General features: G+C 36.2%; 31 protein-coding genes and 1 tRNA gene. 23 read left to right on the top strand and 9 right to left on the bottom strand.

Going from position 1 to position 22,103, the window contains the following annotated elements:
* The 12 genes from SUSAZ_00395 to SUSAZ_00455 are packed head-to-tail and all read left to right on the top strand — an operon-like array spanning position 1 to position 8,158.
* On the top strand, positions 1–795 hold the full coding sequence (locus tag SUSAZ_00395; GenBank protein ID AHC50605.1) for a DNA-directed RNA polymerase subunit D: 795 nt from the start codon (positions 1–3) through the stop codon (positions 793–795).
* Positions 795–1,151: a 50S ribosomal protein L18 gene (locus tag SUSAZ_00400; protein ID AHC50606.1), complete on the top strand. Its 357-nt coding sequence runs from the start codon at positions 795–797 to the stop codon at positions 1,149–1,151. The genes SUSAZ_00395 and SUSAZ_00400 overlap by 1 nt, the downstream gene beginning before the upstream one ends.
* Positions 1,148–1,594, top strand: a complete 447-nt coding sequence (locus SUSAZ_00405; protein ID AHC50607.1) for a 50S ribosomal protein L13 — start codon at positions 1,148–1,150, stop codon at positions 1,592–1,594. The genes SUSAZ_00400 and SUSAZ_00405 overlap by 4 nt, the downstream gene beginning before the upstream one ends.
* Entirely contained in the window at positions 1,591–2,007 is a 417-nt protein-coding gene (locus SUSAZ_00410; GenBank protein AHC50608.1) for a 30S ribosomal protein S9, read from the top strand. The genes SUSAZ_00405 and SUSAZ_00410 overlap by 4 nt, the downstream gene beginning before the upstream one ends.
* A 6-nt stretch (positions 2,008–2,013) precedes the next feature.
* The gene (locus tag SUSAZ_00415) at positions 2,014–2,214 is read left to right on the top strand and encodes a DNA-directed RNA polymerase subunit N (protein AHC50609.1); all 201 of its coding nucleotides are present in this window, start codon (positions 2,014–2,016) and stop codon (positions 2,212–2,214) included.
* Between the two features lie 9 nt (positions 2,215–2,223).
* Entirely contained in the window at positions 2,224–2,901 is a 678-nt protein-coding gene (locus tag SUSAZ_00420; GenBank protein AHC50610.1) for a 30S ribosomal protein S2, read from the top strand.
* Positions 2,898–3,752: a hypothetical protein gene (locus SUSAZ_00425; GenBank protein AHC50611.1), complete on the top strand. Its 855-nt coding sequence runs from the start codon at positions 2,898–2,900 to the stop codon at positions 3,750–3,752. Before SUSAZ_00420 ends, SUSAZ_00425 begins: the two co-directional genes overlap by 4 nt.
* Complete coding sequence (locus tag SUSAZ_00430) at positions 3,745–4,431, top strand: hypothetical protein (protein ID AHC50612.1); 687 nt, start codon at positions 3,745–3,747, stop codon at positions 4,429–4,431. Before SUSAZ_00425 ends, SUSAZ_00430 begins: the two co-directional genes overlap by 8 nt.
* The gene (locus SUSAZ_00435; protein AHC50613.1) at positions 4,406–5,509 is read left to right on the top strand and encodes an isopentenyl pyrophosphate isomerase; all 1,104 of its coding nucleotides are present in this window, start codon (positions 4,406–4,408) and stop codon (positions 5,507–5,509) included. Before SUSAZ_00430 ends, SUSAZ_00435 begins: the two co-directional genes overlap by 26 nt.
* Positions 5,506–6,498 (top strand): geranylgeranyl pyrophosphate synthase, encoded by a 993-nt coding sequence (locus tag SUSAZ_00445; GenBank protein AHC50614.1) that lies wholly within the window; start codon positions 5,506–5,508, stop codon positions 6,496–6,498. The genes SUSAZ_00435 and SUSAZ_00445 overlap by 4 nt, the downstream gene beginning before the upstream one ends.
* A gap of 5 nt (positions 6,499–6,503) precedes the next feature.
* Positions 6,504–7,484, top strand: a complete 981-nt coding sequence (locus SUSAZ_00450) for a UDP-N-acetylglucosamine--dolichyl-phosphate N-acetylglucosaminephosphotransferase (protein ID AHC50615.1) — start codon at positions 6,504–6,506, stop codon at positions 7,482–7,484.
* A 44-nt stretch (positions 7,485–7,528) separates the two neighbouring features.
* Entirely contained in the window at positions 7,529–8,158 is a 630-nt protein-coding gene (locus SUSAZ_00455) for a phosphatase (protein ID AHC50616.1), read from the top strand.
* Between the two features lie 422 nt (positions 8,159–8,580).
* Here the strand turns inward: SUSAZ_00455 and SUSAZ_00460 are convergent.
* A tRNA-Ser gene (locus SUSAZ_00460) sits at positions 8,581–8,668 on the bottom strand.
* A 293-nt stretch (positions 8,669–8,961) separates the two neighbouring features.
* On the opposite strand from SUSAZ_00460, the gene SUSAZ_00465 reads away from it, so the two are divergent.
* From SUSAZ_00465 to SUSAZ_00475, 3 genes are read left to right on the top strand one after another with little or no spacing between them, the layout of a single operon-like run.
* Positions 8,962–10,722, top strand: coding sequence for an oxidase (locus tag SUSAZ_00465; GenBank protein ID AHC50617.1), 1,761 nt, complete (start codon positions 8,962–8,964; stop codon positions 10,720–10,722).
* 12 nt (positions 10,723–10,734) lie between these two features.
* Positions 10,735–11,820 carry an oxidase gene (locus tag SUSAZ_00470; GenBank protein ID AHC50618.1) on the top strand — a complete coding sequence of 362 codons (1,086 nt, stop codon included), beginning with the start codon at positions 10,735–10,737 and terminating at the stop codon, positions 11,818–11,820.
* Between the two features lie 8 nt (positions 11,821–11,828).
* Positions 11,829–12,014 carry an oxidase gene (locus SUSAZ_00475; GenBank protein ID AHC50619.1) on the top strand — a complete coding sequence of 62 codons (186 nt, stop codon included), beginning with the start codon at positions 11,829–11,831 and terminating at the stop codon, positions 12,012–12,014.
* 12 nt (positions 12,015–12,026) lie between these two features.
* On the opposite strand, the gene SUSAZ_00480 is transcribed toward SUSAZ_00475, so the two are convergent.
* Both SUSAZ_00480 and SUSAZ_00485 read right to left on the bottom strand, forming a co-directional pair.
* Positions 12,027–12,758: a TatD family hydrolase gene (locus SUSAZ_00480; protein ID AHC50620.1), complete on the bottom strand. Its 732-nt coding sequence runs from the start codon at positions 12,756–12,758 to the stop codon at positions 12,027–12,029.
* A gap of 45 nt (positions 12,759–12,803) precedes the next feature.
* Positions 12,804–12,962: an AbrB family transcriptional regulator gene (locus SUSAZ_00485; protein ID AHC50621.1), complete on the bottom strand. Its 159-nt coding sequence runs from the start codon at positions 12,960–12,962 to the stop codon at positions 12,804–12,806.
* Positions 12,963–13,202: 240 nt separating this feature from the next.
* Here SUSAZ_00485 and SUSAZ_00490 point away from each other — a divergent pair, with 240 nt between their 5' ends.
* Positions 13,203–13,583 (top strand): TrmB family transcriptional regulator, encoded by a 381-nt coding sequence (locus SUSAZ_00490; GenBank protein ID AHC50622.1) that lies wholly within the window; start codon positions 13,203–13,205, stop codon positions 13,581–13,583.
* Positions 13,584–13,603: 20 nt separating this feature from the next.
* Here the strand turns inward: SUSAZ_00490 and SUSAZ_00495 are convergent, their stop codons facing one another.
* From SUSAZ_00495 to SUSAZ_00510, 4 genes are read right to left on the bottom strand one after another with little or no spacing between them, the layout of a single operon-like run.
* Positions 13,604–14,275 carry an ATP-binding protein gene (locus SUSAZ_00495; GenBank protein ID AHC50623.1) on the bottom strand — a complete coding sequence of 224 codons (672 nt, stop codon included), beginning with the start codon at positions 14,273–14,275 and terminating at the stop codon, positions 13,604–13,606.
* Complete coding sequence (locus SUSAZ_00500; protein AHC50624.1) at positions 14,272–14,739, bottom strand: 50S ribosomal protein L11 methyltransferase; 468 nt, start codon at positions 14,737–14,739, stop codon at positions 14,272–14,274. The genes SUSAZ_00495 and SUSAZ_00500 overlap by 4 nt, the downstream gene beginning before the upstream one ends.
* Complete coding sequence (locus SUSAZ_00505) at positions 14,733–15,320, bottom strand: molybdopterin-guanine dinucleotide biosynthesis protein A (protein AHC50625.1); 588 nt, start codon at positions 15,318–15,320, stop codon at positions 14,733–14,735. Before SUSAZ_00505 ends, SUSAZ_00500 begins: the two co-directional genes overlap by 7 nt.
* Positions 15,295–16,464, bottom strand: coding sequence for a molybdenum cofactor synthesis protein (locus SUSAZ_00510; GenBank protein ID AHC50626.1), 1,170 nt, complete (start codon positions 16,462–16,464; stop codon positions 15,295–15,297). The genes SUSAZ_00505 and SUSAZ_00510 overlap by 26 nt, the downstream gene beginning before the upstream one ends.
* 34 nt (positions 16,465–16,498) lie before the next feature.
* Here SUSAZ_00510 and SUSAZ_00515 point away from each other — a divergent pair, with 34 nt between their 5' ends.
* Entirely contained in the window at positions 16,499–16,999 is a 501-nt protein-coding gene (locus tag SUSAZ_00515; GenBank protein AHC50627.1) for a hypothetical protein, read from the top strand.
* A gap of 170 nt (positions 17,000–17,169) precedes the next feature.
* Entirely contained in the window at positions 17,170–17,865 is a 696-nt protein-coding gene (locus SUSAZ_00520) for a hypothetical protein (protein ID AHC50628.1), read from the top strand.
* Here the strand turns inward: SUSAZ_00520 and SUSAZ_00525 are convergent.
* Positions 17,846–18,256, bottom strand: coding sequence for a hypothetical protein (locus SUSAZ_00525; protein AHC50629.1), 411 nt, complete (start codon positions 18,254–18,256; stop codon positions 17,846–17,848). The genes SUSAZ_00520 and SUSAZ_00525 overlap by 20 nt on opposite strands.
* Complete coding sequence (locus tag SUSAZ_00530) at positions 18,232–18,657, bottom strand: hypothetical protein (GenBank protein ID AHC50630.1); 426 nt, start codon at positions 18,655–18,657, stop codon at positions 18,232–18,234. The genes SUSAZ_00525 and SUSAZ_00530 overlap by 25 nt, the downstream gene beginning before the upstream one ends.
* A gap of 112 nt (positions 18,658–18,769) precedes the next feature.
* Between SUSAZ_00530 and SUSAZ_00535 the strand changes: the two genes are divergently transcribed.
* The 5 genes from SUSAZ_00535 to SUSAZ_00555 all read left to right on the top strand — a co-directional run bounded on the left by SUSAZ_00535 (position 18,770) and on the right by SUSAZ_00555 (position 22,080).
* Entirely contained in the window at positions 18,770–19,024 is a 255-nt protein-coding gene (locus SUSAZ_00535) for a hypothetical protein (GenBank protein ID AHC50631.1), read from the top strand.
* 3 nt (positions 19,025–19,027) lie between these two features.
* Positions 19,028–19,669 (top strand): DtxR family transcriptional regulator, encoded by a 642-nt coding sequence (locus SUSAZ_00540; GenBank protein ID AHC50632.1) that lies wholly within the window; start codon positions 19,028–19,030, stop codon positions 19,667–19,669.
* 22 nt (positions 19,670–19,691) lie between these two features.
* Positions 19,692–20,873: a glycerate kinase gene (locus SUSAZ_00545; GenBank protein AHC50633.1), complete on the top strand. Its 1,182-nt coding sequence runs from the start codon at positions 19,692–19,694 to the stop codon at positions 20,871–20,873.
* A gap of 119 nt (positions 20,874–20,992) precedes the next feature.
* Positions 20,993–21,286, top strand: coding sequence for a hypothetical protein (locus SUSAZ_00550; GenBank protein ID AHC52386.1), 294 nt, complete (start codon positions 20,993–20,995; stop codon positions 21,284–21,286).
* On the top strand, positions 21,280–22,080 hold the full coding sequence (locus tag SUSAZ_00555) for a molybdenum ABC transporter permease (protein AHC50634.1): 801 nt from the start codon (positions 21,280–21,282) through the stop codon (positions 22,078–22,080). The genes SUSAZ_00550 and SUSAZ_00555 overlap by 7 nt, the downstream gene beginning before the upstream one ends.
* Positions 22,081–22,103: the final 23 nt, after the last annotated feature.

Here is a 22,103-nt window from a genome sequence, read left to right on the forward strand (position 1 = left end):
ATGCCTATTTCTTTAATCGAAAGAAATGGATTAAGGCTTAGGTTAGTGTTAGAGAATTATCCCCTTGAGTTTGTAAACTCTATAAGGAGAGCATCAATTTTATATGTACCTGTTATGGCTGTGGATGAGGTCTATTTTATAGAAAACAATAGTCCTTTGTATGACGAGATTTTAGCTCATAGACTTGCACTCGTGCCTTTTGTTTCAGATGAAGCCTTAGAACATTATAGACCACCTGAGGAGTGTGCTGAATGTAAGGAAAATTGTAATGGTTGTTATAATAGAGTATATCTTGACGTAGAGGCTAAAGATCAGCCTCTTATGATTTACTCCAGAGATTTGAAGTCTGAAGACCAAATGGTAACTCCTGTTTCGGGGGCAATCCCAATAGTATTATTGGGCTCTAAGCAGAAGATTAGTTTAGAAGCTAGATTACGATTAGGATATGGGAAAGAGCACATTAAGTATAGTCCAGTTTCTGTCTCAATTGTCAGGTATTATCCTAAAGTTACCGTATTAGGGAATTGTGAGAAAGCAGTGGAGGTTTGTCCAGAAGGTGTCTTTGCTATGGAAAATAATAAACTAGTTGTAAAGAACGAGTTATCATGCATTCTATGTGAAGAATGCTTAAAGTATTGTGCGGGTTCTGTTTCTATAGAGAGTGTAGAGAATAAATTTATTTTAGAAATAGAATCGGTAGGTAGTTTAAAGCCAGAGAGAATTTTAATAGAGGCAAGCAAGAGCTTATTACGTAAGTTGAGTGAATTAAAGAGTAAGTTGGAGGCTGGAAAGTAATGTCCCGTGGTAGTACTAACATAATGTTAAGAAAGTTGATTACTTCATTGAAAAAACAAGATAAGGCTATATGGATTAGAGTGGCTGAGGAGCTAGAGGCTCCAAGGAGAAAGAGGGCTTACATTAACATTTATAAAATCAACAGGTATAGTAAGGCAAATGACATAATCGTGGTACCCGGAAAGGTATTAGGAGTAGGAAACCTTGATCATCCAGTGACAGTAGTGGCACTCTCGTTCTCCAAACCGGCTAAGGAGAAAATATTAAGAAGTGGAGGTAAGGTTATGAGTTTGTATAAGGCTATTCAGGAGTTAAAAGATTTTAAAGGTAAAACTGTGAGGTTGATGAAGCAATGAGTAGTCAGGAAGAGATAGTTATTGTGGACGCAACAAACCAAATATTAGGAAGGATGTCAACCCACATAGCTAAGTTATTGAAGTCAGGGAAGAAGGTCTATGTGGTGAATGCTGAAAAAGCAATAATAAGTGGTCCTAGATCTAGGGTTCTACAGGGCTACTCACTTCTATTTACTGTAAAGACTATGCAAAATCCTTACAGGCAAGGAATTAGAAGACCCAGAAATCCAATAAACATAGTGAAGAGAACAGTGAGAGGAATGCTTCCTAAAAATAAATTAGGAAAGCAAATTTACAGGAATCTCAAAGCATATATTGGGATTCCTAAAGAACTAGAAGGTAAATCTATGGTCAGATTTGACGATGCTGATGTTAGTAGGTTAAAAGGTAAATATATAACTGTTGCAGAGTTATCAAGATTATTAGGTGGGTTAAAGCAATGAGTCAGGCTGAACAGAATTTTATGATTACTTATGCCAGAAGGAAGTCTGCTAGGGCAAGTTGTTATATTAAACCTGGTAATGGGAAAGTTTTCGTGAACGATATTCCAATTGAAATCATACCAATTGAGGTAGTTAGATATAAAATAATGGAACCTTTGGTCTTGGCTGGAGACAAGATAACCTCTTCCATAGAAGCTAGAATATATACACAAGGAGGAGGTATAATGGGTCAAGCTGATGCTGCTAGAATGGCGCTAGCCAGAGCATTAGTCAAATTTACAAATAATAAGGAACTTGTAGAGATTTATAAGTCATATGACAGAACTATGCTAGCTGGAGACCCAAGGCAGACTGAGTCTGAGAAGTGGATGAGATACAGTGCTAGAAGATGGAGACAAAAAGCGTACAGGTGAAACTTCTTGATTATTCCGATTAGATGTTTTACATGTGGTGCTGTTGTGGCAGATAAGTGGGAGCCATTTAGTAATAGGGTAATGGCTGGAGAGGATCCTGAGAAAGTGTTAACTGAGCTTGGTGTAAATAGGTATTGTTGTAGAAGGATGCTTTTATCCCACGTTAATATTATAAGGGAAATTATACATTATACTAGACCAATTTAGGTGATTTAAATGTCGGAGAAGGAGAGAGGAACAGAATTAAGTGAGGAGGAGAAGGCTGAACTTCAAAAGACAGAGAAAGGGACAGTAATAGAATTATTAGTTCCGTTGGACACTTATTTATCTGCAGGAGTTCACATAGGTACTCACACATGCACTCGATATATGGAAAGGTTTATTTACAGGGTAAGACCAGAGGGACTTTACGTACTGGATGTCCGAAAAATAGATGAGCGACTAAGAGTGGCAGCCAAGTTTATTTCTAGGTTCAGACCTGAGGCTGTTTTAACTGTTGCTTCCAGGCCATATGCCTTTACCCCTGTCCAGAAATTTAGTGAAGTTGTAAGGGGTAAGGAAATTAGTGGTAGATTCCCTCCTGGAACTTTAACAAATCCTTATCTAGATAATTATATAGAACCTGAAGTATTGATAGTAACAGATCCTAGGACAGATTTGCAAGCAATAAAGGAAGCTTCTAAAGTTGGTATACCAGTAGTAGCGTTCACAGATACTGATGCAAGAGTAGATTTTATTGACGTAATAATTCCTGCCAACAACAAGGGTAGAAAGTCTTTAGCGTTACTGTATTGGGTTCTAGCTAGGCAGATTCTACGAGAAAGGAAGGAGATACCTTTAGATGGTGATATACCTTTAAGGGTTGAGGATTTTGAGACGAGGCTAACAGAATGATAAGAATCCCTGCAGTTGCAGGTTCTTTCTATGAGGCAGACCCCGTTAGGTTAAGAAAACAAATAGAATGGTCCTTTTTGCATGATCTGGGTCCAAAAAGTTTACCCTCTATTCCTCAAAAGAAGCCTTTACAGAGAAGTAATAGATTTTTCGTAGTTCCTCATGCAGGTTATATGTATAGTGGTCCTGTAGCTGCTCATGCATACTACCATCTTTCTTTAGAAGGTTCTCCAGACACCGTTATTATTTTGGGACCTAATCATACTGGTTTAGGTTCATATGTTTCAATATGGCATAAGGGTAAGTGGAAGACGCCTTTGGGAGAAGTATCAGTAGACGATGAAGTATCACTTGAATTAGTGAAATTAACTGAGATTATTGATATCGATGAGAGGGCTCATCTATATGAGCATTCAATAGAGGTTCAAATACCATTTCTTCAATATTTGTTTGGTCAAAACTTCAAAATTGTTCCTGTAGTTATAATGATGCAAACACCAGATGTTGCTGAAAGTTTAGCTGAGGGCATTTATAAGCTCATATCATCAGGTAAGAAGGACATTGTAGTTTTAGCCAGTAGTGATCTCAATCATTATGAGCCACATGATAAAACTATTGAAAAGGATAACTTAGCAATAGATGAAATTCAAAAGCTAGACTATAAAGGGTTATTTAGGGTGATAGAGGAGAAAGATGTTACTGCATGTGGTTATGGTCCTATAATGACTGTCCTGATATTAGCTAAAAAACTTGGAAAGAAACCATACGTATTAAGGCACGCCACTTCAGGTGACACATCTGGAGATAAATCCTCTGTGGTAGGTTATCTTTCAGTGAGGTTTGGTGATTAATCTACCTCTGTCCCTCTTTGGGATTCCAATAAAGGGTGTAAATAATCCAATTTTGACAGCTTTTATAGGTTTCGATGCTCAGGTAAAAGAAGGAGTAGATTCCCCTCTACTTACTGATTTTAAGAGTCTCTTCAAGGAAGCTACGGGATTTGAGTGTAAGGTATTATTAGATATCACAGGAAGTCCAACTCCTTTGTCGTCAAGCTACATATATCTTTCAGAATTATTTTTCAGGAAAGCCATAGAAAAATGTGAACTACCATTGAGTGAGGAGGAGATGTGGGATACTTTGAAGATGATTGATGATGTATTGTATAATTCGCCCTTAATCAGAGCATTACGCACTTCTATGAGGATGGGCTCAGGTATATTATATAGGGATGGAGAAGATCCTATACCTGTCTCATTGCCAGAGATGAGTGCGTCTTTGCTCTTCAAGTATCCTATCCCAAACTCTCCTCTGTTCATAGATAACTCACTAATACACCTTTTGGGTATACTCCCTGTAGAATTTGCTGAGACAAAAGACTTGGGATTATTTAATGTGGAAAACGGCTTATGGAATTCACTTTATAAAATTTCAATACCTTCCAAGGATAGATGGAAATTAATATGGGATTTAAAATATGTGACTGGTATTGAGGTGAGTTTTTATTTCGATAACCAACAGAAAAGTTGAGCACGTAGAGATTTGCCTTTACGAGAACGTCGAGGGCTATATATCTAATTACCTGGAATACGTAAGGTTAATTCACCAATCTTTACCTGGTTTCTCTTTCTCTGATATTAATACTTCAACTGAGTTCTTAAACAAGAAGATATCTGCTCCAATTATGATAACGGGCATGACTGGAGGTACAAATGAGTTAGGGAGAATCAATGGTATCATTGCTGAGGTCATTGAGGAGATAGGTATAGCAATGGGAGTGGGAAGTCAAAGGATAGCAATAGAAAAACCTGAAGTGAGAGAGACTTTCAAGATAGCTAGGAGGAATGCTCCTAACTCTCCCATAATAGCAAATTTAGGAGCACCACAACTAACCAGAGGTTATGGATTAAAACAGATAGAGGAAGCTGTTCAAATGCTAGAGGCAGACGCAATTGCAATTCACTTTAATCCCTCACAAGAGGTATTTCAACCGGAAGGAGAGCCCGACTATCCGATGGAAATTCTCGATAAAATACGGGACGTAAGTAAAGCGTTAAGTGTTCCTATAATAATAAAGGAAAGTAGTGGTGGTTTATCAAAAGAATTCGTATCATTATTTTACTCTAATGGTTTTAGATATTTTGATGTTTCAGGACAGGGAGGCACAAGTTGGGTTGCCGTGGAGATGTTCAGAGGTCTTAGAAGGAATAATTGGAAGGCTGAGAGTGCTAAATTATTTTCCGATTGGGGAATTCCTACTGCCGCAACAATAATTGAAACCAGAGTTTCAGCTCCTGATGCCTTTGTTATAGGAAGTGGAGGGGTTAGAAATGGGTTAGAAGTGGTAAAATCAATATCCCTAGGTGCCAACATAGGTGGTTTTGCTCTACCTGCACTTAAAGCTGCGATCAGAGGTAAAGAAGCTCTGAGACAATTTTTACAGCAGGTCATCTTTGAGATAAAGGCAGCCATGTTTTTGATAGGTAGTAAGACGGTTAGAGATGTCTATAAAACACCCCTAGTTATACATGGACCACTGAAGGATTGGATGGAGTCAAGAGAGATAAGCTTATCTACTTTTGAGAGTGTTAGAAAGAGAAGAGTATGAGTTACTTTGACAACTATTTTAATGAGATTGTTAATTCTGTAAATGACATCATTAAGAACTATATAGCTGGAGATGTCCCTAAACTATATGAAGCCTCCTATCATTTATTTACATCTGGAGGTAAGAGGTTAAGACCATTAATCTTAACTATATCATCAGATTTATTCGGAGGACAGAGAGAAAGAGCTTATTATGCAGGTGCAGCTATTGAAGTTCTTCATACCTTTACGCTTGTACACGATGATATTATGGATCAAGATAATATCAGAAGAGGGTTACCCACAGTTCACGTGAAATATGGCTTACCCTTAGCAATATTAGCAGGGGATTTACTACATGCAAAGGCTTTTCAGCTCTTAACCCAGGCTCTTAGAGGTCTGCCAAGTGAAACCATAATTAAGGCTTTCGATATTTTCACTCGTTCAATAATAATTGTATCTGAAGGACAGGCAGTAGACATGGAATTTGAGGATAGAATTGATATAAAGGAGCAGGAATACCTTGACATGATCTCACGTAAGACAGCTGCATTATTCTCAGCATCCTCAAGCATAGGCGCACTTATTGCTGGTGCTAATGATAATGATGTAAGACTGATGTCTGATTTTGGTATGAATTTAGGTATTGCATTTCAGATTGTTGACGATATCTTAGGTCTAACAGCAGACGAAAAGGAACTTGGAAAGCCTGTTTTCAGTGACATTAGGGAGGGTAAAAAGACTATACTTATAATAAAAACACTGGAGCTTTGTAAAGAGGATGAGAAGAAAATTGTCCTAAGGGCGTTGGGTAATAAGTCAGCCTCAAAGGAAGAATTAATAAGCTCAGCAGATATAATTAAGAAATACTCTTTAGATTATGCATACAATTTAGCAGAGAAATATTATAAAAATGCTATAGATTCTTTAAATCAAGCCTCCTCTAAGACCGATATACCTGGAAAGGCTTTAAAATACTTAGCTGAATTTACGATAAGAAGGAGAAAATAATGCTCATGCCCCTGTTAGGTATTCTTCTTTCTGTAATTGTAGGCTTTGTTGTCACATTAATATCAACTAAATGGGTAATTGGGCTCTGCAAGAGAAGGGGTTTTACGGGGAAGGATATAAATAAATTGTCTAAGCATGATATTCCTGTCCTTGGCGGTATAGGAATTGTGGCTGGCTTTGTGGCGGGGTCTTTTACCTTTTTATTAACCTCTTATAATCTTTCTCCTGGAATAGAAGGCGTGGTTGTGTCTATATTATTATCATCATTAATTATAGGTTTTCTAGGTCTACTTGATGACATTTTTAATATAAGCCAGGCTACTAGGGCATTTCTTCCAATATTTGCCTCAATTCCTCTGATATTATATAGTGTTGGTCATACGATAATTTCAATTCCTTTTCTGGGTAAGGTAAACTTCGGAATATTGTTCTATGTTATAATACTTCCTGCAACGCTGACTATAACTGCAAATGCATTCAACATGCTTGAAGGACTCAATGGTCTAGGGGCAGGAATGGGTCTAATTATGGCTCTAGCTTTAGCATACATAGGGTTAAAATCTGGAGGTGCATCATTTTATGCTGGTATCGTATCTATTATCCTAGCGTCAGTACTCTTTGGTTTCCTAATATTCAATTTCTATCCAGCTAAAACTTTTCCAGGAAATATAGGTACTTATTTTATTGGATCTGTTATCGGTTCAATTGGCATTTCAGGATACATGTATACTGCCCTATTCTTCTTGTATCTACCATATGTAATTGAGTTTATTTTAAAGGCTAAAACTAGATTTAAGGGAGTCTCATTCGGAAAAATTGACGATCAAGGTTACCTCCATTGGGACTCTAAGCCGAATTCATTAACACATGTAGTTATGAGGATTGGAAAATTTAAAGAGTATCATATCGTCCTCATAATTTGGGGAATAGAGGTAGTATTTGCGATTTTAGCTGTGGTGTTTCAAACATTTACGATAACCATCTAATGATATACAATATTTTTATTTTCGTGATAAAATACAATTTCCCCGTGTTTAAAGTGAAGGGTGTGATATTTGACCTAGATGGAACCCTTGCAAATACTGCACTTATCCACAAGGACGCTTGGGAGAAAGCCCTTGATAGACTTGGTATAAAAATTGACGTAAAAATTGATAACTTACTTGGAAGGAAAAGTAGCGATATAGCTAAACTATTGGCTCCTAATAATTGGAGCAAGTTAATTGAAGTAAAGAATGAAATGTATATAGAACTAGTTAAGGAGAAAGCTTCTCCAACACCCTGCGCTTTAGATTTACTATCTCACTTGAGAAAAAAAGAAATAAAGACAGCCATAGTTACATCTTCAAATAAACTTTCCTCAGGTAGTGTTTTAAAGAAATTGGGTATTACCAGTGATGTAGTTCTTACTGGCGATGATGTAATTAACAGTAAGCCAAATCCAGAAGGGATAAATAAAGCCCTAAATTTACTATATTTGGACGGAAGAGACGTAATAGGTGTTGGCGATACAGAGGTGGACGTAGAGGCATATTATAAAGCTGGTCTGGGAGGTATATATCTTGTAAAATCCGGTGTTCCTTTTAGGGAAGAAGTAGTCAAAATGTATGGTGGGATTATTATCTCATCTTTATGTGAACTATTAGAGTTAATCTCTTAATTTTATATAACGATTATTATATGGTCAGGTAGGGTGGAGGGTCTCGCCAGCCCTTATACCCACATGGCGCAACGTGGGCACCAGTAACTCCTATGCTATAATACCTGCTCTTCGAGATCCCAGTCTAACTATGATCATCGCCCGACGGGGCGAGATAGTCGTGGATTCCCTTTCTGGAGGGAGAGGGAATTCCACGTTGACCGGGGGAACCGGCCAGGCCCGGAAGGGAGCAACCGTGCCCGGCTATCCGCGTTCGTCGGTCTCCGATAGGAGGAAGACTGGGGGTAAATCTCGGAGAGTAAGGGTTATGGCATAGGGGAGCTGACCATTCATTTTATGGTAATAGTTTATTTGTTTCATGTCCATTTGCTGTGTCAAATACTTTTCTTCATCACTCAAATTACAATTAAAGATAATATTCATGGCGCCGGGGGCGGGATTTGAACCCGCGCGGGGTGGGACCCCAGAGGCTTAGCAGGCCTCCGCCCTACCGAGCTAGGCGACCCCGGCAATAAGTACTTGATATTATAAATTATCAAGGTTATAAGTGTTTTCTCTTATGTCTCTAATTTAGATCAGCCTAGTCTTCTAACTAATGTTATCCTGGTGAACATAAAGGTGTGATTTAAAGGGGACAAACGGGTCTAATTTGTAATAATCATCATTTATGAAATCTAATCAGTTATGAAAATTTATAAATAATTATTTTTTGGAATAAACTCAGTTAGTACTGTTTTCATCAAATTTATTAAAAAAAGTTATAAAGCCCCTTCCACAGATTATATTTTAGATATAGTATGTCTATGACATTTAGGAATATTATAGTAACTTTATTTCAGTTGGACAAGGACTGGATCACAAGAATAGTATCCTCTATGCTTATTTTAGGTGTGGTTTGGGGAGCATTAGGTGTCATTGATGGACTAATGGTGAGAATACAAGAGTCTGCATGGGGCATATACGGTTTCCTTCCATTCACGCCACAGGAATACTTCGCGGGAATAACTCTACATGCTGAAAGAACACTGTTTGGATTTGCCCAACAAATTATCTTTGCAATCATTATATATCTAGTCATAAAGCTAATGGGAATACAACCTAGATTAAAATGGTTATTAAACACCGCATTTGTTCTTCTGAATATATCAATGATGCTTATGGAGGGTCCTATACTTATTTATCCTTCTCAAGCCTTTGATAATTACTTTTCGGCAACCATCTGGTATTATCTATCACCTATAGGGATTCCTGGGTACTCGCTTTATGTAGTTTCTCCGCTATTTTTTATTGGTTGGATCCTTAATGATGCTTTCGTATACTTGGCTGGTTTTTGGATTGCCTATCATATGTATATAGGTACTAGAAATCTTAAAGAAAAACTTCCTGTTCCTTTACTCTTCTTTTTAGTAGACATACTAATATTTATGATAGGATATACGGGAGTGACAGCCTCAGATGTATGGGATATATTATCTTTCTTTGGGGTAGTTCCAATGAATGCTCTTCTGAATCAAATAGCGTTCTGGATATTTGGTCACTCTGTGGTTTATATGTTATGGTTGCCAGCAGTAGCTGCACTATATCTTCTAATTCCCATGTTAGCTAACAAGCCCTTATTTAGCGACAGGATGGCTCGTATATCTGCAATATTATATCTGGTATTTTCTAACAATGTTCCAATTCATCATATGTATACTATTAATTTGCCTGTGGAACTAAAGTTAGTTCAAGAGGCTCTGACTTATGGTGTTGTAATTCCCAGTTTCATGACATTCCTAAACTTGTGGGCAACAGCAAAAGGAGCGGATGTTAAATGGAATATAATTACTGCATTTACAATTACAAGTTTCGCTGGTGCAATTCTAGCTGGAGTTACTGGTATTGCTAATGCGACTGTCTCATTTGATTTTATAGTAAACAACAGTATGTGGGTTGTAGCCCATTTCCATCAAATGATTTTATTAAGTATTGTGCCTGGCGCAATGGCTGTACTTTACGTATTGATACCAATGATTTCAGGTAAAATGTGGTATTCTAATAAAATGGCTTGGTTTCATTTCTGGGGTTATATAGTTGGTGTGGTTATCCTTACTGTATCTTTTGAATTATTAGGTTTTTACGGAATAACCAGAAGGGCGGAAATAATTCCTAGAGCAGGGGGAATACCCCTTGCAGAGAATTTGGCTACTGCAGGTGCAGCAATAGCCGATATTGCCACATTAGGATGGTTTATTAATGTTATACTTACAATTGCCAAGGGAAGTCAAGTAAGTTTGGAGGGTTTATCGTTAGGTCAGATCGTTGGTACTGTTTCTATGCAACTGGATTTGGGTTCAATATCTTTGCTTAAGGATAAAATTCCTAGAGGTAGAAAAGGACTATCAGCTTCATTAGTTTTGGCAATTTTTGGTGCATTGATGATAGTTTCTAGCTCTATAATTTTAGCATTAGCAGGTGACGCAACTTCTCCTACTGACCCACTTGAGTGGTTATGGTTAGCTGTCTTCACACTGGGGATAGTCATGGTCGCTGTGAATGCTTTTCGTCTCTTTAAAGGTTTATGAGGGGTGAAAAAGTTGGCTGAAGGCGGAGATAGGTACGAGATATATTGGATGGTGATAGGTATTGTGTTACTAGTTATTACTGCACTTGCAACCTATCCTATGGTCTATACCTCAGGCGGAAGTCCTAATGTAACTTCAGATATTCCATCCAGTGCATCGAGCAATAGAGTCATAAATACCATAATTAACGCTACCCAGTACACGTTTATGATAAGTGAGTCCTCAGAAAACCTAAAGTCAATCACGATTCTTCCAAATGGGGAAATTTTACCCTATTACTATAATCTTATGGTTGTCCATCCGGGCGAATATTTAAACATGACAATGTATGGTATTGAAGGTAAATCAGCTACAGAAAGTATATACATTCCTGTCTATAACTCCAAATATGTGGTAGATACAAAGATTTTACCTGGGATATCACAGTACGCAGTATGGTATTCTGGTACCACTAATGGTTCATATTTACCCTATGGCGCATATACTTTCCTAAACTCAGAATATAATGGTCCTTGGTTTTCATATCAGGCTGGGGAAATTTTAGTAATACCTGAAAGCGGATATATTCCCTATTCCTCTCTCGTTTCATACGTCTCATCCACTAAAGTAGCACAGTCGTCAGGATTGATTGGAGACCCATATAATCCTCCTCTTTACATTAGTAATTCTACTGATCCAATGTTCTACTTAGTTAGTGACGATTATGCATTGTTTAATGATAGTATTCCTGGTCCTACATTAGCTGTTGCGGAAAATTCCACTGTTACTTTAGACATGTATATTCCAACTCCAAAAGGAGACCATAACTGGCTGTATAATTACTCAAGTAACGGGATGCCTTATGCAGTTAATAATCTCTATGTAGGTGTTTATGCGGTATGGTGGAATGGAACCATAACTCCTGTTGTTTATCAGCTTATAAAATACGATTCGCCAATTAACTTCACGTTTGAAGCTAAAGCTCCAGCATATCTATATGGCATCATTTATCCTTCCTTCTATAACTTTAATCCCAACAACCTATCAAGTAATTTATTGGGTGAACAAAAGGGATATGTGATGTCTTTATGGGGTTCAGTTTTAGTTTTTGAGGGGTGAGACTTAATATGGTTAGTTTCTTTAAACTGTTAGGAATAGGTTACTTATTTGCTGTAATAGGGTTGGTATGGGAACTTCTGGATATAACTCTTCACCAAGCTGCAACTAGATATGTTCTACCATTTACAATTACGGCATTTATTGGGTTTGTAATATTTTTCCTGATGGTTTACTTTTCACCCAGTAAAAAATGAATTTCCTTTTTTCTATTTCATCAGTATCTTTTTAGTGAAGTTCTCATGAATTTGTCGAATAACCTCCTTCTCTTCAATTTTCTTTAATTCAGCTATCTTCTTTACTGTAAATATTACATTACAAGGCTTATTTCTCTCCATCTTTTGTGGTGGTAGAAAGGGTGAATCTGTTTCAGTTAAAATATAGTTTAAATCGATGTTTTTTACTACTTCTTGCCTATATTTATCCCTAACTATAACTGGTGGAATTGAAATCATGCCACCTAACTCCACTATTTTTTGGGCTACAGAAGGACTTCCCTCAAATGCGTGTATGACAAAGTTTACCTTATATGAAGACAGGAGATTAATTAAATCATTAATGCCTCCTCTCACATGTATTATTAGAGGCTTTCTTTGGCGCTCTCCTCTATCTAAGAATTTTGAAAGTATCTCCAGCTGTTTTTTTCTGAATTCAGGTTCCTTTATCCAAAAGTAGTCTATACCTACTTCACTTATTATATTAACATTATCGACTAGCTCGAGACATCTGTCAACCTCTTCTAGCTTATCTTTTACGAACTCGGGGTGAAAACCGACTGCTGGTATTACATTATTGTACTTTTTATAGAGTTCTAAGGTTTTGAGGTTACTTTTTATATCTACTCCTGCGTTAATGACTGTGATCTCGCACTCGCTTAAAATTAGGTCTCTGTCTCTATCAAAAGACTCCACATCAATATGAGCATGTACATCTACATACATTGTAAGCCAGAAATAAATTAAGGTATAAAATAATAAAAAGGATTTTTATTTCCAGGCTTCCCTAAGGATTTGTATTTTCACTACGTTCTCATTCTCATCATAGATAACTCTAACTAGATCTCCTTCCTTGACTTGGAATTTCTGTCTTATTTTTGCAGGGATTGTCACTTGATAATTTCTTGATACTTTAACTATCTCTTCCACCATGTTTTCCCAGTCATAATATATTTATCATAATATTTAAAACTTTACTATAAGTATGAAAAGTCAGATTTCCGCCAAAAAGGGAAAATAGTACTAATAAGATTAGATGTGTTTTTTGATATTTTTTGTCAGAAACGTTAAATCCTATATTTATCTAGTTTAAAAGTATAACTTGATATGATTTATAACGATCAAAAAAATATAAATACTTGATCAATTAGAACTTTATTTGTGAGATAAATGTCCCAAATTAGCGGAGCTAGAATGAAGTTTCCGTCTGGAAAAGACGCTACCTTAATTGATGTGCTATCGTTCTGTTACGGTCTTTCAGAAACTGATGTGCAAGTACTAGTGGCACTAGCGAAAAGCGGTGCTAAAGGCACAGAAGAATTAGAGAGCGACCTTAAATTATCTAAGGCTTCTATAAATCGTAGCCTCAATAAGTTGCTTGAAATGGGTTTAGCAATGAGGATTAAAGAGTCTGTAAATAAGGCAGGTAGACCTAGATATCTATATAAGGCTAGAGACTATAATGAGCTTAGAAGTAAAATGCTAAGTGATCTTAAAGATTGTGCAGATAAAATGGCTAAATTAGTCGAGCAAGAATTTACCCTTCAGTAATTCCCTTAATTTTTTCCTACCTAGTAAACATCCTCTATGATATATTTCCACTCGAACTCACTTACTCTTTCTTTATGTCCACGTACCTTCAGCTCTCTACTGAATAAAGGTGCATAAACCACGAATGTTTCAGCCTCTCCACCTTCAAAAGCGGGATTAAAACCATATTTCTCAGCAGCATAAACTATCTTCTTGATATCTTCCATTTCAATAATTTTTCCCACTAACTCAAAGGGAAAACCAAATGCAGATGCTGAAGTTATAATGAACTTAAACCCTTCTCTAACAAGGCTATACATGTATTCTTTCTGATCTTTTCTCCAGAGCGGAGTGTAAGTCTTTAGCCCAAGCTCTTCAGCAATGATACTTATATTCAATCTCTGGTAATCTGATAAGAGAGCTCCAGCCACTATTCCTTTAGCACCTTTCTTCTTAGCTTTTTCAAACGCAATCTTTAGGTCGTTCAGCTCCCTGTCCTTCTCGCCAACAGTTTCCTGTTGTATTATTTCGAAACCCAATACCTCTGCCTGTTTCTTTGTAAATGTGACATTAGGGTATTGAAACATCCAAGAGTCTTCCCTTCTGGGGAGAAGAGTTATTAAGCATACCACATTAAAGCCCTTAAAGACTGCCCAATGTAACGAATATGTACTGTCTTTTCCTCCTGAATATAGCACGCAGACCTCTTTCATATTTTATAACAATAAATTGTATGTTCAGTGGGTCCAAAAAATCCCATCGCTGTAATTCTCTTTACCTTTACTAGGTCTAGTTTTTGAAACTGAAAGTCATGAGAGATTACTTTAGCCCCCTTTTTTGCATAACCTAATATATACGGTTCAATAATTTCGTTAGTCCTTGTGGACAAATAGGAGACTAGAATTGTGGCTCTAGGCAACAAGACTGGAGCCAATGAGATCATGTCTCCACATATTATTTCCACATCTCTGTTATTTTCTTGATATGAGACAAAGGAGAGCTTTTTATCCAATTCAACACCTATGGCTAGTTTTACCTTAAATTCCTTCTTTGCCACATTCAATATGGCACCCATTCCGGAACCAAGATCTAGAACTACATCATTTTCATTAGCGTCTGCACACCTTAACATTTCCCTTGCCACTTCCGGAGGTGTAGGAACAAATGGTACTAACATTTTATTATATATTTACTTAATGTAAATTTAGGTTTATAGGAATTTGTAAGATCATCCCAATTATTAACATTTACAAAGGACTTTAACGGTATCCCTTTAAGCCTAATTTCATGAGTGCCAACGATATATATCCTCTTACCCAGTTGCAAGAAATCTAACATCTTCTTTACCTTATCTATGTTATCCCTAAGAAATTTCAGGGAGTAGCATCCTATAAGTGGTTGTAATTCACCGGTATCAACTATAGATATTTCCGCGTCTTTACTGCAAATCTCGTCAGCTATTCTCTTTGACAGAAATGGGTAGTCACAGCCTGTTATAAATACCTTCTCCTTAGTTAAGTAAGGTAATGCTAGCTTTATTGCTTCTACTGGTCCTCTATTTACATTGTCCAGTACCTGAATTCCATTTTTTACCCTTCTAATTCTTTTTGTTACTATTATCGGTTCATCAAAATTTTCACTGATTCTCTGAAGGAATGTTTTACAGTCGATTTCATGGTCACACTTATCCTCTCCAAACCTTTTCGAGGCTCCTCCTGCAAGGATTACAACGTTATAAGATAAGGTGCTGAAGCTCAATTTCGTCTCCCTTATGGTAGATTCTGCCTCTCTTCAACACTCCAAACCCCTTAGCTTTGATTAGTTCACTATAAAGTCCTGTACCCCACCTAAGCGGTTTAGCTAAAACGCCAATAGTGTTAAATAGATAAATGGAATCCATTTTGTGCTCAACCTGCATATCCTCAGAGAGTATATATTTTTCATATTTTCTTACTTCCTGTCCTATCATTCTGGAAATCATATGTAAGCCGTGCTCATGAAATACAGTCAGAGCTGACACTACTTGTCCTGGAAGATTAATGATAGGTTTCCCATTGACTACACCAACTCCACCTCGTTTTATTATATTTACACTTACTCCCTCGAATAGTAATTCCCCTAATTCTGCTATAACTCTCTTTGAGTAGTCCTTTTCGCCAACCGATGATCCCCCTATCAACACTATGTAGTCACAGTTCTCAATCATACTTTCTAGCTTAGTTTTCAGAGATTCCTTCTGATCACTAACTATTCCAAAGTAATTAGTAACTCCGAACTTTCTAAGTATAGAAATAAGAATAGGTGAGATTGAGTCTGGTATCTTATTATCCTCAGGAGAGTCATAGGGACATAGTTCGTCCCCGGATGCCAAAACACAACTATTAATATCCACGATATTAACCTCTCTGATTTTTTGCATTGTTAGAACGCCCAAGTGATAATGGTTTATAACTTCTCCTTTCCTGACTATTATATCTCCTTTCTTAACATCCTCTCCTGCAAACTTTATATCCTTGCCTTCGAATACGTCTTCACTGAACACTATTTGATTATCTCCACTTATTTTAGTGGCTTCTATCCTAGCTACAGCATTTGCACCTTTAGGTATTGGAGATCCTGTTGCAACATAATACGCCTCTCCTTCTTTTAACTGTGGGATTGCTAAACTGGATGGAAATATCTTCCCGGCGATCTTTAACTTACCATACTTCTTATAGTCAGAAATATTGAACGCAAATCCATCCATTGCCGAGATGTTAAACTCAGGGATATCAATTTTAGCCACAATGTCTCTTCCTGCTACTTTCCCAACTGCGTTGTATATACTCTCAGACCTAATATTAGCATTTCTTATGTTAGCATTATCTATTATCTTCCTAGCTTCTTCCAGTGATATTAACATTAAATAAATATTTCCTTTTATGCAAAAAAACATTATGGACTGTATAATTCAGGTGGTAGGTAAGAAAGATTCAGGTAAGACAAGTGCAATAGAGAGGGCAGTCAAGTCTCTCAAGGATATGGGATATTCCGTTACTGTTCTGAAACACTCTCATCATTCCCTTGATTCACCAGGGAAAGATACCTTTAGGTTTAAACAAGCTGGAGCTGATTATGTTCTCTTCTTTGGAAATGATTGTGGTATGTTTATTCCTTGTGACATTAATATAATCTATCTATTACCCACAGACATTCTTATAATAGAAGGGTATAAAGACCTTAGTTTAGGGCAAAAAATTGAGATAGAGTCGCCGTCTCAAATAGAGAGTGTATCGGAAAGGATAGTCAAACTAGGAAGTTTATGTAGTAAATTGGAAGGGAAGTTCATTGTAAATGGAGGGAATGAAGTTGACATAAATAGGGATAAGATGTTAAAGATGTTGTACAAACTTCTGAATTTTTTAAATATTAAGGAATTATCCGTGAGAGATAGCTAATTTAACTTCTTAAATTTTTATATAGTTACAATTAAAAACTAATAATTTGCACCATTTGGCAAACTGACATCTTTATAATTCTATCTCTAGTAATAAATGTTATATCTACTTTATCTGTATCAGAATATATGTTAAAAAATTAAATATTTAAGAGAATATGATTAGGCGATATGCTAAATCTCTTAAAGTGTCCAATAGATGGGTCAAAACTTATTGAGAAGTGGAAATGCGAGAGAGGTCATTCCTTCGTCGAGATGGAAGGAATCATAAATTTCGTTTATAATGATGTTAAGCTAAACGATATACTTGAAAGAGTATCCGGAATATATGAAAATATTTGGGCTCCTTTAGGTCTCTTTGTGAGCTCTGGTCATAGGTACTCTGAGATAATGAATAATGCAGGAAAGTTTGTGTCGGGGGATACGGTAATCGATATTGGCACCGGCACTGGAAAACTTTTCGATTACACTATCTGTAATTATTGTTTCGGAGTGGATATCTCAAGTAAATTTTTAAGAATATTGAAGAAGAAAAGACCTAAGATTGTAGCATTAAGAGCAGATGTAAATAAATTGCCTTTTAATGATGAGGTTGCCAATGGAGTTTCAGCTATGTTCATGCTTCATTTACTTCCCTCTAAAGTTACTGCCTTAAGGGAAATTTACAGGGTTCTTAAACCTAAAGGAAAATTTGTTTCCTCAATTCTTACGAGAAATAATGCAATTAGCAGTATTCTAGCTAGTTGGTGGAAAGTAGATTTGCATCAAGTAGAGTATTATGTACAACTCTTTAACGAGATAGGTTTTTCAAACATAAATTATGTGAGATTAGGCGCTTGGAGCTATATTACTTGTACCAAGACTTGAAAATGATTAAAGAAAACAGCAGAAAACTAGCGCCATCCAATCCATTAACTAGCATGGTTATAACATTTGAATAGAATATTGTATATACAGCTATATAGATACCAAACGTTATAAATACTAGGAATATACCCATTAACGCAATAGAGAAAAACCCTTCTCCTTCTCCCACTATCAAGGAAAAAATCTTTGTGCTACCGGTTATAGAGTAAAATATTCTTTCAACTCCAACTATTACGCCTAGAAAATAGAATGGATAAGGGTTAAGAGTATATATAGCATTAAATAATCCCACATGTACATTTATGATTAGGAATAGAGACGTAACAAACATCACTAAGCCTATCACAAAGTTAGTGAGTCTTTTCGCTAGTACTTTAATTCTATGGGCCATGCTATAACACCTATAAAAGTTTCACCTAATTCTACATCTACTAACTCACCTAAAAGTATTCCTCCTAAAGTTCCTAACACTAGACCTCCAAGCCCACCCAATGTATATCCCAGAGCTGCCCCTAATCCTCCTCCTGCAATCTTTCCAACATATTCATCCTTTATCATGTAAATTCTAGCAAAATCATAAGTTCCATATTTTCCTTGCTTGCTGAGAAGATAAGCTAGGTCTGTTATAGCCTCCTTTAATTCGTTGATGTCGTTGGTCCTATATAGTGTTGTGTATTCCTCAATGTTACCATTTTTTCTATAATACGTTATTATAAATCCAGTTTTCGTAAATGTCCTAATGGAATTTGGTGATTTTCTGTTGCTCATAAGTTTAAAAATTACTTTGTACATCAATATATTTTGATAATATTGTGATAAATATTTTTTCCTCTTATATGTAAACGATACGAAATTTAAACCTTAAATTTTAATTCTATGAACTTTAACATAACATTGATTATGGATGATCACTAGCCAGGACAGTAAGAAATACTATGCTGTTAGCAAACTAGACAGTCTTGACCTAGAAAAAAATGTACAAAGTGGTTATCATGAGCATGTATCTTCAGCTATTGACGAGATATCAAAAAACGTTAAAGATATTCTTAGATCCCAAGGGTATTCTGGAAAATTTGAAATTTTCGTTGAGGTATATGCTAAGGAAAATGGCAAGTCAAGGTTAATACAGACTGTGAAGTTAAAAATAAATGTGAATTGAGGTTTGATCGAGCTATCTGAGCCATTGGAAAATTATCTGAAGGAGATTTATGAACTTGAGGAAATGAGAGGTCACGCGAGGGTTACTGATATCATAAACGATTTTAATATATCTCCTGGTACAATAAGCAAAGCTCTTTCGAAGTTAGAGAAACTGGGGTTAATAAAAAGAGATAACAAGAGACTTACATTAACCGAGGAAGGGAGAAAAATAGCAGAGAGGTTAATTAAATCGCATAGACTTTCTGAAAGACTTTTAACTGATATATTAGGTATAGATTGGATAAGGGCTCATGAGCTAGCCCATAGGTTAGAACATATATGGCCTGAGGATATAATTGAAAAAATAGATGTTATGTTAAATAAGCCCTCTACATGTCCTCACGGACATCCTATTCCAGGTAGAGGAATTAAAATAAAAGGGATTTTACTTACAGAAGCAGAGGTTGGAAAGTTATATAAGATTTCGATGATAGTAAAGGAAGAGGAATGGATACTTGCAATGGTCACTCAAAAACACATAGTGCCGGGATCGAAAATAGAAGTTTTAAACAAATATGAAAATACTACAAAGGTTAAGATTAATGATAAGATAGATGAGGTTCCGAATGTTTTAGCAACCCAAATATTGGTTGAAAGGATATAACTCAATTCTACTCTTAATAGTTATGGAGACCGATATTGTAAAAGCCATATTGTCATATTCTGACAGTTACTCAGCCTTAAGCGAAAAAGTAGAAGTAAACGGAAACAAGTTAAAAATTAATGGTGTTAATTATGAATTTCGAAATCCTCTTTTGATATCTATAGGTAAATCGTCACCTAAAATGGCAAAATTTTTCGTGGAGAGACTGAAGGTTTTAAAAGGACTGATAGTATCGCCATATAAAGCTGAGATCGATAATCTGGAGGTAATAGTATCTTCTCATCCTAAGATAACTGAGAAAAGTCTGTATGCAGGAAGTAGAATTGTGGATATGTTAAGGCGAGAGGATTATGACATAGTAATTTTTTTACTGTCTGGAGGAGCTTCAGCTCTAGTTGAGTACAGTGATGTTCCATTAGAAGTATTAGAGGAAATTAATGATAAGCTAATCACATCAGGTCTTTCCATAGACGAAATAAATACGGTTAGAAAGCATTTGTCCAAAATTAAGGGAGGGTGGCTCGCTAAATACTCTAAAGCTCCAATAGTTTCTCTAATAATCAGTGATGTCCCTGGTAGTGATATCAGTTTTGTTGGAAGTGGACCAACAATTCTTGATAAGACCTCTGTTACTGACGCTGAGAGAATATTAGCTAAAATAGGTCTCTCAAATTACAATAAGTATCTAGTGGAGACTCCAAAGGATATTAAAAATACTGTAAATGTAAAGATACTGGACGTAGAGGAGGTCTTATTAAAATTAAAGAACTATCTAGGAAACACTTTACTATTAAGTTCAGAAGTTAAAGGTGATGCTTATTCCTTCGGAGTAAACTTAGCTGGTATAGCTAATACCTTTGCAAGAATTGATAGACGGGAAAATGTTATTTTAGCAGGAGGAGAGCCTGACGTGAAAATAACATCAAAAGCTGGTAAGGGAGGAAGAAATGGAGAGGTATGTTTAGGTTTCCTAAAATATATAAGAGCTAAAGCTAAATTATACGCTGTAGCAACCGATGGGATTGACGGTAATAGTGAGTATGCAGGTTGTCATGTAGATCATAATGTAAAAATAGAAAACATTGATTATTATATTGAGTCCCACTCGTCGTATGAAATACTTGAGAAAACAGGTAACGTCATTCAAACTGGTTTTACAGGAGATAATGTAAATAATATCTACGTTCTCTACCTACAGAATTAAAACGCATATTAAACAAATTACATTAAGCCTTAGGCAACTTGTTTTGCCATATATAACAAAGATACTAATATATAACAAAAGAAATATATATGCTTTTACATAAATATGTAATTTAATTCATGAGTTCTGGTAAAGTTGTCTTAATGATCAAACTATATCAGGATAGCGTTACCTGGAGAATATGTTTGAGAGAAAAGAGGATAAAGAAAAAAATCTTAACACCAAGATATCGGCTAAATAACTCAAGACTACTACTCTTTTCCCTTAAGACTTTAGTAGAAAGAGAATTGAGGCATTATTCCAGGTATAAGAGCAAACTGGTTTCTATATTTCGCGTTATAGAAAGGGAAAATAAAAAATCTGATACTTTTCACTTAAGATTTGATTTGAAGGGGGAAGTTCGCGGATGGTAAAGTCCTCTACAGGTTTTAAGATTAGTTCATTTGTGTTAACAGTGCTGTTAGTTATTCCGGTTTTATTTTTGCTATTCTATGGTTACGGTCCATATTTTGTGGGATCTACTGCATTTAGTAAAGCACTACTTTCGTCTATAGCACTATCCTTCTTCTCTTCAAGTGTGGCGACTGTTTTAATTATAATTATTTTTACCCCCTTGGCTTATTATTTAGCTAGACACAGGAATCCTTTGATAGAAAGCCTAGTTGATATTCCTGCATCTATTCCTCATCCTATAGTGGGGATTGCGGTTATTTTCATGGGAAGTCCTCTTAATCCATTAGGGAAAATTCTGACCTCATTAGGTATCAACATTTATTATAGCTATTTAGGTCTCATACTTGCTCTAATTATAACATCAGCTCCAGTATACGTTAGAGCCATGCAAAATTTTTACGAATCTTTACCAAGAAGTTATGAAGAGTTCGCATGGTCTTTAAGATATTCAGAAGTTAGTACTTTTTTCAGGGTCGTGTTTCCGTTGTCAACTGGAGGCATTATATCTGCTGGTCTCACTGCAATTGCTAGAGCTATCAGTGAATTCGGTTCAGTCTCTATTGTAGCACCTTTTCTTTCTGGTTGGATTTTTAATGGTGACTCTCCTGCATCTGTGTACATTTACAATGAGTACCAGACTTACTTTAATGCAGCTATTACAGCATCTGCGACCTTAATTATATTTTCCTTGTTGTTAGTTTTTTCCACAAGAATTGTAAAAATAGTACTAGAGAAGTTAAGATTACTTTATTAGGTCTACAGACTAATCTTATTCCA

Source organism: Sulfolobus acidocaldarius SUSAZ, assembly GCA_000508305.1.
GTDB classification, from domain to species: domain Archaea; phylum Thermoproteota; class Thermoprotei_A; order Sulfolobales; family Sulfolobaceae; genus Sulfolobus; species Sulfolobus acidocaldarius_A.

Excerpts from the sequence above, each read along its gene's own strand:
- SUSAZ_00525 (AHC50629.1), bottom strand. The coding sequence starts at position 18,256 with ATGGCCCATAGAATTAAAGTACTAGCGAAAAGACTCACTAACTTTGTG.
- SUSAZ_00425 (AHC50611.1), top strand. The coding sequence starts at position 2,898 with ATGATAAGAATCCCTGCAGTTGCAGGTTCTTTCTATGAGGCAGACCCC.
- SUSAZ_00405 (AHC50607.1), top strand. The coding sequence starts at position 1,148 with ATGAGTAGTCAGGAAGAGATAGTTATTGTGGACGCAACAAACCAAATA.
- SUSAZ_00530 (AHC50630.1), bottom strand. The coding sequence starts at position 18,657 with ATGTACAAAGTAATTTTTAAACTTATGAGCAACAGAAAATCACCAAAT.
- SUSAZ_00450 (AHC50615.1), top strand. The coding sequence starts at position 6,504 with ATGCCCCTGTTAGGTATTCTTCTTTCTGTAATTGTAGGCTTTGTTGTC.
- SUSAZ_00410 (AHC50608.1), top strand. The coding sequence starts at position 1,591 with ATGAGTCAGGCTGAACAGAATTTTATGATTACTTATGCCAGAAGGAAG.
- SUSAZ_00545 (AHC50633.1), top strand. The coding sequence starts at position 19,692 with ATGGAGACCGATATTGTAAAAGCCATATTGTCATATTCTGACAGTTAC.
- SUSAZ_00510 (AHC50626.1), bottom strand. The coding sequence starts at position 16,464 with ATGTTAATATCACTGGAAGAAGCTAGGAAGATAATAGATAATGCTAAC.
- SUSAZ_00465 (AHC50617.1), top strand. The coding sequence starts at position 8,962 with ATGACATTTAGGAATATTATAGTAACTTTATTTCAGTTGGACAAGGAC.
- SUSAZ_00400 (AHC50606.1), top strand. The coding sequence starts at position 795 with ATGTCCCGTGGTAGTACTAACATAATGTTAAGAAAGTTGATTACTTCA.
- SUSAZ_00420 (AHC50610.1), top strand. The coding sequence starts at position 2,224 with ATGTCGGAGAAGGAGAGAGGAACAGAATTAAGTGAGGAGGAGAAGGCT.
- SUSAZ_00445 (AHC50614.1), top strand. The coding sequence starts at position 5,506 with ATGAGTTACTTTGACAACTATTTTAATGAGATTGTTAATTCTGTAAAT.
- SUSAZ_00520 (AHC50628.1), top strand. The coding sequence starts at position 17,170 with ATGCTAAATCTCTTAAAGTGTCCAATAGATGGGTCAAAACTTATTGAG.
- SUSAZ_00395 (AHC50605.1), top strand. The coding sequence starts at position 1 with ATGCCTATTTCTTTAATCGAAAGAAATGGATTAAGGCTTAGGTTAGTG.
- SUSAZ_00550 (AHC52386.1), top strand. The coding sequence starts at position 20,993 with ATGAGTTCTGGTAAAGTTGTCTTAATGATCAAACTATATCAGGATAGC.
- SUSAZ_00475 (AHC50619.1), top strand. The coding sequence starts at position 11,829 with ATGGTTAGTTTCTTTAAACTGTTAGGAATAGGTTACTTATTTGCTGTA.
- SUSAZ_00490 (AHC50622.1), top strand. The coding sequence starts at position 13,203 with ATGTCCCAAATTAGCGGAGCTAGAATGAAGTTTCCGTCTGGAAAAGAC.
- SUSAZ_00480 (AHC50620.1), bottom strand. The coding sequence starts at position 12,758 with ATGTATGTAGATGTACATGCTCATATTGATGTGGAGTCTTTTGATAGA.
- SUSAZ_00515 (AHC50627.1), top strand. The coding sequence starts at position 16,499 with ATGGACTGTATAATTCAGGTGGTAGGTAAGAAAGATTCAGGTAAGACA.
- SUSAZ_00535 (AHC50631.1), top strand. The coding sequence starts at position 18,770 with ATGATCACTAGCCAGGACAGTAAGAAATACTATGCTGTTAGCAAACTA.
- SUSAZ_00555 (AHC50634.1), top strand. The coding sequence starts at position 21,280 with ATGGTAAAGTCCTCTACAGGTTTTAAGATTAGTTCATTTGTGTTAACA.
- SUSAZ_00495 (AHC50623.1), bottom strand. The coding sequence starts at position 14,275 with ATGAAAGAGGTCTGCGTGCTATATTCAGGAGGAAAAGACAGTACATAT.
- SUSAZ_00500 (AHC50624.1), bottom strand. The coding sequence starts at position 14,739 with ATGTTAGTACCATTTGTTCCTACACCTCCGGAAGTGGCAAGGGAAATG.